Annotated in this window: 8 protein-coding genes and 1 pseudogene; all 9 read right to left on the reverse strand. The window is 65.2% G+C overall.

Annotation, left to right across the window (positions count from 1 at the left end; genetic code table 11):
- Positions 1 to 218: pseudogene (locus ABZE94_RS17400) on the reverse strand (S9 family peptidase); the annotation flags it as partial.
- Entirely contained in the window at positions 206 to 1,360 is a 1,155-nt protein-coding gene (gene pqqE, locus ABZE94_RS17405) for a pyrroloquinoline quinone biosynthesis protein PqqE (RefSeq protein WP_372876866.1), read from the reverse strand. The gene pqqE and the pseudogene ABZE94_RS17400, both read right to left, overlap by 13 nt.
- On the reverse strand, positions 1,332 to 1,610 hold the full coding sequence (pqqD, locus tag ABZE94_RS17410) for a pyrroloquinoline quinone biosynthesis peptide chaperone PqqD (protein WP_372876868.1): 279 nt from the start codon (positions 1,608 to 1,610) through the stop codon (positions 1,332 to 1,334). The genes pqqE and pqqD overlap by 29 nt, the downstream gene beginning before the upstream one ends.
- Before the next feature lie 91 nt (positions 1,611 to 1,701).
- The gene (gene pqqC / locus ABZE94_RS17415; RefSeq protein WP_372876870.1) at positions 1,702 to 2,454 is read right to left on the reverse strand and encodes a pyrroloquinoline-quinone synthase PqqC; all 753 of its coding nucleotides are present in this window, start codon (positions 2,452 to 2,454) and stop codon (positions 1,702 to 1,704) included.
- Between the two features lie 28 nt (positions 2,455 to 2,482).
- Complete coding sequence (gene pqqB, locus ABZE94_RS17420; RefSeq protein ID WP_372876872.1) at positions 2,483 to 3,397, reverse strand: pyrroloquinoline quinone biosynthesis protein PqqB; 915 nt, start codon at positions 3,395 to 3,397, stop codon at positions 2,483 to 2,485.
- 45 nt (positions 3,398 to 3,442) lie between these two features.
- Positions 3,443 to 3,514 carry a pyrroloquinoline quinone precursor peptide PqqA gene (gene pqqA, locus ABZE94_RS17425; RefSeq protein WP_003284930.1) on the reverse strand — a complete coding sequence of 24 codons (72 nt, stop codon included), beginning with the start codon at positions 3,512 to 3,514 and terminating at the stop codon, positions 3,443 to 3,445.
- Positions 3,515 to 3,830: 316 nt separating this feature from the next.
- Positions 3,831 to 5,207: an alanine/glycine:cation symporter family protein gene (locus ABZE94_RS17430; RefSeq protein WP_372876874.1), complete on the reverse strand. Its 1,377-nt coding sequence runs from the start codon at positions 5,205 to 5,207 to the stop codon at positions 3,831 to 3,833.
- A 307-nt stretch (positions 5,208 to 5,514) separates the two neighbouring features.
- A complete protein-coding gene (locus ABZE94_RS17435) occupies positions 5,515 to 9,183 on the reverse strand; it encodes a translocation/assembly module TamB domain-containing protein (protein WP_372876876.1) in 3,669 nt (1,222 codons plus the stop codon).
- Positions 9,180 to 9,672: autotransporter assembly complex family protein (locus ABZE94_RS17440; RefSeq protein WP_372876878.1), on the reverse strand; the 493-nt coding region annotated here is incomplete at its 5' end. The genes ABZE94_RS17435 and ABZE94_RS17440, both read right to left, overlap by 4 nt.

The raw sequence follows: 9,672 nt of genomic DNA on the forward strand, positions 1-9,672 counted from the left end.
CTGCGCACCGAGAAACCCGCCGGGGTCAGCTCGCGCAGTTCCTCGTCACGCCAGAAGAACAGGCCGCAGCGCGCCTGCTGCGGGGCGAAAGCCACCCATAGCAGGCCACCATGGGCGGCGTGCAGTTCGGCGAAATCGCCACTGGCGGCGGCGGCCTGAGCGGCGCTCCAGATGCCATCGGCTTGTTCGGTGTGCATGGCGGCCCCTAGACCTTGCATATGATCTTGGAGGCCTTCTCGTTGCGGAATACCAGGCTATCCCCATCCAGCGCCCCCGGCGCCTGCTCGGCCTCTTCGCGGGCGGCGAGGATGATGCCGTGGTGCGCCGACTTGCTGCACACCGGGTCGGCGTTGCTGGCGTCGCCGGTGAGCATGAAGGCCTGGCAGCGGCAGCCGCCGAAATCCTTGGCCTTTTCGTCACAGGAGCGGCAGGGTTCGGGCATCCAGTCGTCGCCGCGAAAGCGGTTGAAACCGAAGGAGTCGCGCCAGATGTGCTCGATACTGTGCTCGCGCACGTTGGGGAACTGCACCGGCAACTGGCGGGCGCTGTGGCAGGGCAGCGCGGTGCCGTCCGGGGTGATGTCGAGGAACAGGTTGCCCCAGCCGTTCATGCAGGCCTTGGGTCGCTCCTCGTAGTAATCCGGGGTGACGAATATCAGTTTGCACGGGTGATTCTCGGCCGCCAGCTTGGCGCGCCACTCATTGGTGATGCGCTCGGCGCGTTCGAGCTGAGCGCGGGTCGGCAACAGGCCGGCGCGATTGAGTTCGGCCCAGCCGTAGAATTGACAGGTAGCCAACTCGACGAAGTCCGCCTCCAACTCCAGGCACAGCTCGATGATCCGCTCGATGTTGTCGATGTTGTGCCGGTGGGTGACGAAGTTCAGCACCATGGGATAACCGGCCGCCTTGACCGCCCGGGCCATGGCCAGCTTCTGGGCGAAGGCCTTCTTCGAGCCGGCCAGCAGGTTGTTGACCTCCTCGTCGGCGGCCTGGAAGCTGATCTGGATATGGTCCAGCCCGGCCTCGCTGAAACTGGCGATGCGTTCTTCGCTCAAGCCGATGCCGGAGGTGATCAGGTTGGTGTAGTAGCCCAGGTCGCGTGCGGCCTTGATCAGCTCGGCCAGATCCTGGCGCACCAGCGGCTCGCCGCCGGAAAAACCCAGCTGCGCCGCGCCCAGCGCCCGAGCCTGGCGAAACACCTCGATCCATTCGGCAGTGCTCAGTTCCTCACCTTGCTGGGCAAAATCCAGCGGATTGGAGCAATACGGGCACTGTAACGGGCAGCGGTAGGTCAGCTCGGCCAGCAGCCACAGCGGCGGCCCCGGCAAGGTGCTAGTGGAGTTCGATCCAGAACTGAGCATTGGCTACCTCCATAAAGGCCAGGATGTCTTCATCGAGTCCCGGCACGTCCGGAAAGCGTTCGCGCAGGGTGTCGATGATCTGGTCGACACTGTGCGCACCATTGACCTGCTGGAGAATTTCCCCGGCGCTGTCATTGAGCTTGATCATGCCTTCCGGGTAAAGCAGCACATGGCAGTTTTGCACCGGCTCGAACTGCAGGCGAAAGCCGCGGCGCAGCTTGGGGATCTTGCTGGCGAGAGACTGACTCATGGTTTCGACTCCGCGTTAATGCGTGCGGCACAGCCTACGCGAGGGCCACCTGCAGACGCAGGGTGCACCGCAGGCACGGGTAAAAGGCTGCTCACAGCGCTATCCCCTTATGCCAGACGCGCGCGGCGGTCACCGTGTGATAGGGCGGACGCTCCAGTTCGTAGGCCATGCTCATGGCATCGAGCATGCTCCACAGCACGTCCAGCTTGAACTGCAGGATCTCCAGCATGCGTTGCTGACCCTCGTAGGTCGTGTAGTGCTGCAGGGTGATGCGCAGCCCGTGCTCGACATCGCGACGCGCCTCCTTCAGGCGCTTGCGGAAGTAGTCGTAACCGCTGGCATCGATCCAGGGGTAATGCTGCGGCCAGGCATCCAGACGCGACTGGTGGATGGTCGGCGCAAACAGCTCGGTCAGCGAGCTGCTGGCCGCCTCCTGCCAGCAGGCGCGGCGGGCGAAGTTGACGTAGGCATCGACGGCGAAGCGTACGCCCGGCAGCACCAGTTCCTGGGACAGCACCTGCTCGCGGTCCAGGCCCACGGCCTCGGCCAGGCGCAGCCAGGCTTCGATGCCGCCCTCCTCGCCCGGTGCGCCGTCGTGGTCGAGGATGCGCTGCACCCACTCGCGACGGGTGTCACGATCAGGGCAGTTGGCCATGATCGCCGCATCCTTCACCGGGATGCACACCTGGTAGTAGAAGCGGTTGGCCACCCAGCCCTGGATCTGCTCGCGGCTGGATTGACCGGCGTACATCGCCTGATGGAAAGGATGATGAATGTGGTAATAGGCGCCCTTGGCGCGCAGCGCCTGCTCGAACTCGGCAGGGCTCATGGCGGATTGGCTCATCACTGCTCTCCGGTGCGCACAGCGCACCCTACAATTGGATGCTCATGCCGTCCCAGGAGACGTCGATACCGTGAGCTTTCAGCTCGGCACGCTCCGGCGAATCGACATCGAGGATCGGATTGGTGTTGTTGATATGGATCAGGACCTTCTGCTTGGCCGGCAGGCCGTCGAGCACCTCGATCATGCCGCCGGGGCCGCTTTGCGGCAGATGCCCCATCTCGCTGCCGAGCTTGTCGCCGACCTCGCACTGGCACATCTCGTCGTCGCGCCACAGGGTGCCATCGACCAGCAGGCAATCGGCGCGACGCATCCAGGCCAGCAGTTGATCATCCACCTGCCCCAGGCCGGGGGCATAGAACAGGGTGCCGCCCGTGCGCAGGTCTTCGACGAACAGGCCGATATTGTCCCCCGGGTGCGGGTTGCCACGGTGCGGCGAGTACGGCGGCGCACTGCTGCGCAGGGCAATCGCGGTGATCTGCAGATCCGGGCAGGCAGGAATGCTGAACGGCACGCCATCCAGCTCGATCAGGTTGTGCTGCAGGCCCCCGTTCCAGTGGGCGAGCATATTGAACAGCGGAAAACCGCTGGTCAGGTCCTGATGCACCATCTCGGTACACCAGACCTGATGCGGACAGCCCTCGCGCAGGGTCAGCAGGCCGGTGCAGTGGTCGATCTGGCTGTCGATCAGAATGACCCCGCCGATCGCCGTGTCACGCGGCTTGCGCGCCGGCTGCAAGGCCGGGAACGATTCGATCTGCGCGCGGATATCCGGCGAAGCGTTGCACAGGATCCAGTCCTTGCCGTTGTCGCTCAGGGCGATCGAGGACTGGGTACGCGGCTGCGCACGCAGGCTGCCGTCGCGCACGCCACGGCAGTTGCGGCAGTTGCAGTTCCACTGGGGGAAGCCGCCGCCGGCGGCTGAACCGAGAATCTGGATATGCATGGCGAATTCCGGTGAGATGCCCCGACGGCGCCGGGGCAAGGCCAATCAACGATTGGCGAAGTACATGGTGACTTCGAAACCAATACGCATATCGGTGAAGGCGGGTTTAGTCCACATGGGGCGGTCCTCTTCTTATCAAGCCGGCGAATTCCGGTAGTGCTAGTTATGCACCCAGAAAGCCCGCGACAGAATGGTACTTTGGGAGGAGGCCGAGTTGCTTTTGGTAGAACAGGCCAGGATCCACATCCAGCGCCGCTGGCATCGAGCGCCGCAGGCTCAAGGCCCCATGCCATGGCGGGCATGGCTGATGCTGACCAAGCAAGCTCGGCATTCGGGACAGCCGCCACACAAAAAAGCCCTGCAGTGCAGGGCTTTCTTATGGTTCATATTTCAGCAGATGGCCAGTCTCTATGCAGAACCTGGCCAGGATCGCCTAACGCTGCAGGCTTTCGACACCCCTCACGCCGGCCTCACGGGCAAAGTGGTCGCGGGTCAGCTTGACCACCACCGGGCTGAGCAGCAACAGGGACAACAGGTTGGGGATTGCCATCAGGCCGTTGAGGGTGTCCGCGACCAGCCACGCGAAGTCCAGCTGGGCGACGGCGCCGAACGGCACCGCCAGGACCCAGAGGATGCGGAACGGCAGGATGGCCTTGGTGCCGACCATGAACTCCCAGCACTTCTCGCCGAAATAGCTCCAGCCGAGAATGGTGGTGAAGGCGAATACCACCAAGGCAATGGTCAGGATGTAGCCGCCGACACCCGGCATGGCCGATTCGAAGGCCGCGGCCGAGAGCGCCGCACCGCTGATGCCGCTGGTCCAGACGCCGGAACAGATGATCGCCAGGCCAGTCAGGGTGCAGATGACCAGGGTGTCGATAAAGGTTCCGAGCATGCCGATCATGCCCGAGCGCACCGCGCTGTTGGTGGTGCCGGCCGCCTGAGCGATACCGGCAGTGCCCAGGCCCGCTTCGTTGGAGAAGATGCCGCGCGCCACACCGAAGCGGATCGCCGCCATGACCGCCGCACCGGCGAAACCGCCAGTCGCGGCAACCGGGGAGAAGGCGTAGGTGAAGATCATCTCGAATGCGGCGGGAATCTGCGCGGCATTGACCACCAGCACCACGATGGCGGCGATGATGTAGGCCACGCACATGAAGGGCACCAGGGTGGCGGCGACCTTGCCGATACGTTTGATGCCGCCGAGGATGACCAGGCCGACGAAGAGCATGGTGACCAGACCGGTCAGCCACAGCGGCACGGCGAACGTCGCCTCGAGGGCCGCGGCCATGCTGTTGACCTGAACCATGTTGCCGATGCCGAAACCAGCGAAACCGCCGAAGATGGCGAACGCGGTACCTAGCCACAGCCACTTCTTGCCCAGGCCGTTCTTGATCGCGTACATCGGCCCGCCGACGTGTTCGCCGCGCTCGTCCTTCTCGCGGTAATGCACCGCCAGCACCACTTCAGCGTACTTGGTGGCCATGCCGACCAGGGCGGTGCACCACATCCAGAACAGCGCGCCGGGACCACCGAGGAAGATCGCCGTGGCGACACCGGCGATATTGCCGGTGCCGACGGTCGCCGCCAGGCAGGTCATCAATGCCTGGAACGGGGTGATCTCGCCGCTTTCCGCATCGCCTTTCTTGCGCCCTTGCCACATCAGCCGGAAACCGGCGCCGATCTTGCTCAGCGGCATGAATTTCAGGCGCAGCATCAGGAACAGACCGGTGCCGAGGATCATTACCAGCATCGGCGGCCCCCAGACGAGACCATTGAGTTGATTGACCAAACTGTTGAGGGATTCCATCTAAGGTTCCTTATTCTTGTAGTAGTCGCGAGGTTGGGTACCCTTCGCATGCTCGGCCGCCGGGTAGGCAGCGTGACGCCATCAGTTACACATCCCGCGAGGGCGAACGCTGGAAAGGCTCGCCCTTGCTGGAGCGGGCGCCAGTATATGAAGAGACGCGCAGTCCAATTCACTATTTACAAGACAATACTTAGCTGAACTTACCGTCAAACAGCGGAATATCCAGAGATAAGTAGCAGGATATCGACAGGACACCGCACATTCAGCGATCAAATCGCCAGCGCCCACTCGGCACGCCCCGGTGTAATCAGAAATCGCGCCGGTAGAACAGGTCCAGAGAACTGGCCAGGCCGCTGGCAGCCTCTAGGTAGAGGCGTTTGCTCAGTTCATAGCGCAATGCGATGGTGTTCGCCGGCTCGAACACACCGACTCCATAACGCAAGCTCAGGCGCTCCGACAGGCTGCCGCTGGCCACCACGCTGGTGCTGGTACCGCTGCCTGCGGTGTCCAGCTGGAAGTCCTTGATACCCAACCCCTGGGCCAGGCCGCCGGCCAAGGGCGCGCTGCCGGCCAGACCCAAGGCGAGCGCCGCCTGGGCCAGCATGTTGTTGTCGCCACTGCTCTGCCCCAACGGCCGGCCAAGCACCAGATAGGACAGCGCCTGCTCCTGGCTCATGGCCGGCTCGGAAAACACCTCGCTGGTGGGCTGTTCGGCATTGCCGCTCAGACGCAGACCGGCGACGACCGAATCGACCCGGCGAATCGCCTCGACATCCAGGTAAGGCTGATCGATAGGTCCGATGAACAGCAAACGCGCTCGGCGAATGGTCAAGCGCTGGCCATAGGCCCGATAACGGCCGTTGTTCAGGCTCAACTCGCCGCGGGTGTCGAGGTCATTGCCCACGTGCACGCGTCCGGCCAGATCTGCCTTGAGGCCGAAGCCACTGAAGCTAAGGCGCTCCTGGCCCACCTCGACATCGATGTCCATGGCGATCGCCAGTGGCTGCTGCTCGACACTTTCACGACCGACAATCACCGCATCGTCCGAGACCTTGACCGTCGAAGGCGGCAACTCGCGGATCACGATCTTGCCGCGAGGGATCAGCACCTTGCCGGTTATCGACAGCCGCTCGGCAGCGATGCGCAGGGTCAAATCCGGCTCCACCTCCAGCTCCGCATAGGGTTCGACGTTGACCGGCAGGTGACTGCCGCGCAGCCGCAACTCGCCCTGCAAGCCGCTGCGCCAGGTCAGCTCGCCGGCCAGGCTGGCCTGCCCCCGCTCGCCACTGCGCCAGCCGCCGCTGAGCTGCAGGCTTTCCCCGGCAATCAACGCGTCCACCTGCAACGCCTCGACCGTCATGGGCAATTGGGCACCGGACAACTGGCCCTCGCGGAGCTGCAAGCGGCCATCGATTTGCGGCGCCAGCAAGCTGCCGGACAGGTTGCCACTGCCGTCGAGCCGACCCGCCAGATGCTCGACCATCGGCAGGAACGGTCGCGCCAGCGCCAGGTCCAGACCGCTCAGACGGAAATCGCCGGCCAGGGTCTTGTTCGCCGGCCGCGGGTCGAGGCGTGCCTGCAGCGACAGCTCGCCGATTTTCGGCCCGCGCAGGTCCAGCTGGCTATCGATTCGCTGCGGGCTCAGCTGGCTTTCCAGGCGCAGGCTGTCGTAGGCGAAGTCCAGCCATTGGTCCCGATCGCGAATGCGCCAGGTGCCGCTGCCGGCATCCAGCACGACCCGACCGCTCGGCCCCGCCGCCGGCACGTCGAGCTGTATCTCGGCATTCAGCAGGCCTTGCCAGGCGAAGTCCCTGGGTAGCCAGGGCGCCAGGCTGTCGAGGGGAAAGTCGCTGAGGCGATAGCGCAACCTGGGCTCGGGCAGCAGCCGTTGATCCTCGCCGCACAGGCTGGCCGCGCCGGAACGCCAGCAGTGCGCGGCGAGGCTGAGCTGGCCGTTGGCCAGGCGCACCAGGCCGGCAGGCTGCTGCAAGCGCCAGTCCTGACCGCCGCTTTGTACCTCGGCACTGTTCAGTTGCCCGCGCCAGGCGCCTTGGTCCAGGCGGCCAGCAAGAGTTAAAGCGCTTTGCAACGAGGGTCCGTCGAGCTTGAGCTGCAGTCGCTGCTGGCGCCGATCGCCCTGCCCGCTGGCCGTCAAGCGGCCCAGCTCGGTATCGCCCAGGACAATGCCCTGGGCGTCCAGTTCGACCCGCGCTTGCTGGGCACTATCGAGCGTCGCATCGAGTTGCACGCGTTGCAGGCGCTGGTCGGTGTAGGCCAGGCGCTGTCCCTGCAGGCTCAGTTGGCCTTGTGGCGCCTGCAGGCTGCCCGCCAGGTCGAGCTGCCCCTGGAGTTGCCCCTGTAACTGCGGCCAGAGCTGGCCCAGGCGTGGCAGGTCCAGACGCAACTGTCCGCTCAGGCGCTGATTCAGCTCGCCACTGCCGTCGATGCGATTGTCGCCCAGGCGCAGAGCCAGACGCTGCAGCGACCAGTGCTCACCGCTGCCAGTGGCCTCGGCCCGGAGCTGCGCCGGTTGGCCACGCAAACGTCCGCTGAGGTCGATCTGGGCATCCAGGCTCAGTTGCTGATCGTCCAGCTGGCCCTGGCTGTGCAGCGGCCCGCCCAGGGTGCCCGGCAGTTCCGCCAGCCAGTAGGCCGGATCCAAATCGTGCAGTTGCAAGCGCGCATCCCAGCGCAGGCCATCGGCAAAGCCCAGGGTCAGTTGGCCATCGGCCCGCCCCTGACCGGCGCGCAGTTGCAGATCGGGCAGGTGCAGCTGCTGCAGATCGCCACTGAGCGGGCTCTCCAGGCTGAACGCACCGGCCGGGCCATCCAGCGTGGCGGCGAAGTGGCCCAGGTAGTTGCCGTCGCGATAGGCCAGCTCACCGCTGAGCCGGCGCAATGCCACTGGCGGTGGCGTCACCTCGGGATACAGGCGGCGCCAGGGAAAATCCTCCCAGTCGAAGCGGCTGTCCAGGCCGAACCCCTCGCGCCAGTCCAGCTGGCCACTGAGGCGCAGCTGTTGCTCGGCGCTGGCACTCAGGTTCAACTCGACAATTTCGGCGCCGTCAGCCTTGAGCAACCCTCGCAGGGTCAAGGCCAGCGGCCCGCCCTCGCCCGGCAACTCGGCGTTGCCGCTGACCCGGTAGCCGTCGGCCAGATCGCCGCTGGCCGTCAGCGCTATGCTGTTCAGGCGCAAGGTATCCGGCAGCTCGCCGCTGGCCTTGAAGCCATCGGCATGCAACTGCAGGCTGGCCGGGAGATTATCCGCCAGCGGCTGCACAGCGCCATGCAGACGCCCAACGAGGTAACCCGTGCTATCGGCCGTCACCTGCAGGCTGCTGTGCAAATCACCGGCGATCTGCAGGTCAAGCTGCCAGTCCTGTTGCTCCGGCGCCGGCAGTTGCACCTGGCCGGCGACACTCAGTGGCCAGTCGCCGCTGGGCTGCAGTCGGCCACTCAGATCCAGGGCAAAGTCGCCGCGCTGCAAGCGCAGGCTGTCGATCTGCACGCCTTCGCGGGTCCAGCGCGCCGCCAGTTGCAGGCCTTGCAGCTGCTCGGCGCCGTTGAGTTGCAGGCTGCCGATGTGCACCTCGCCCAGTTGCACAGCCAATGGCAGCTGCAGCTGCGGCAAGCGCAATGGCGCCTCGCCCGGCTCCTCGCCAGGCGGCAAGCGCAGCTCGATGCGCTCGCTCTGCAGGCGCTCGACACACAGGGTCAGGCGTAAAAGACACAGCGGCGACCAGACCATCTCGGCGTGGCGAATGTCCACCAGGCGCTCGCCTTGCTGCCAGCGCAGCTGCTCGGCGCGCCATTGCCCGCCCAGCTGGCCGCTGAAATTGCTCACCTGCAAACCCGGCACCCGGGCCAGCGCCCAGCGGCTGCCGGCAGTGCTGGTGAGCATCCAGGTCAACGCCAGCACCAGCACCAGGAGGACGCCAAGCAGCCCATAGAGGCCTTGCTTCAGCCCGTGCCTCACAACTCCGGCCCCATGGAAAAATGCACCCGCACCCCACCCTGGTCATCCAGCGGGTGGGCCAGATCGAGGCGCAGCGGACCGACCGGCGAGACCCAGCGCAGACCGATACCGACGGCGCTTTTCAGGGAGGAGAAATCCAGCGAATTGAAGCTGTTGCCCTGGTCGACAAAGGTCGCCACGCGCCAGCGCTCGGCCACGCTGTACTGATACTCGGCGCTGACGGCGAACAGATAATGGCCGCCGATTTTGTCGCCCTGGGCATTTTCCGGTGACAGGCTCTGGTAGTCGTAACCGCGCACGCTCTGATCACCACCGGCGAAGAAGCGCAACGACGGCGGCACCGAGGAGAAACCACCGGACTCGGTGCCGCCGAACTGCACCCGGCCGAGCAGGCGATGCTTGTCCGCCAGGGTAGTCAAGCCTTTGAGCAGGACATTGCCGTGCAGCACGTCGGCATCGGAGAGCAGGCCGCGCTTGGCCGCCGACAGA

Origin of the sequence: Pseudomonas sp., assembly GCF_041601375.1 — a bacterium.
Taxonomy (GTDB): Bacteria; Pseudomonadota; Gammaproteobacteria; order Pseudomonadales; family Pseudomonadaceae; genus Aquipseudomonas.

Bases quoted from the DNA above. Each gene is read 5' to 3' on its own strand.
- pqqB (WP_372876872.1), bottom strand. From the start codon at position 3,397: ATGCATATCCAGATTCTCGGTTCAGCCGCCGGCGGCGGCTTCCCCCAG.
- pqqC (WP_372876870.1), bottom strand. From the start codon at position 2,454: ATGAGCCAATCCGCCATGAGCCCTGCCGAGTTCGAGCAGGCGCTGCGC.
- ABZE94_RS17430 (WP_372876874.1), bottom strand. From the start codon at position 5,207: ATGGAATCCCTCAACAGTTTGGTCAATCAACTCAATGGTCTCGTCTGG.
- pqqE (WP_372876866.1), bottom strand. From the start codon at position 1,360: ATGCTCAGTTCTGGATCGAACTCCACTAGCACCTTGCCGGGGCCGCCG.
- pqqD (WP_372876868.1), bottom strand. From the start codon at position 1,610: ATGAGTCAGTCTCTCGCCAGCAAGATCCCCAAGCTGCGCCGCGGCTTT.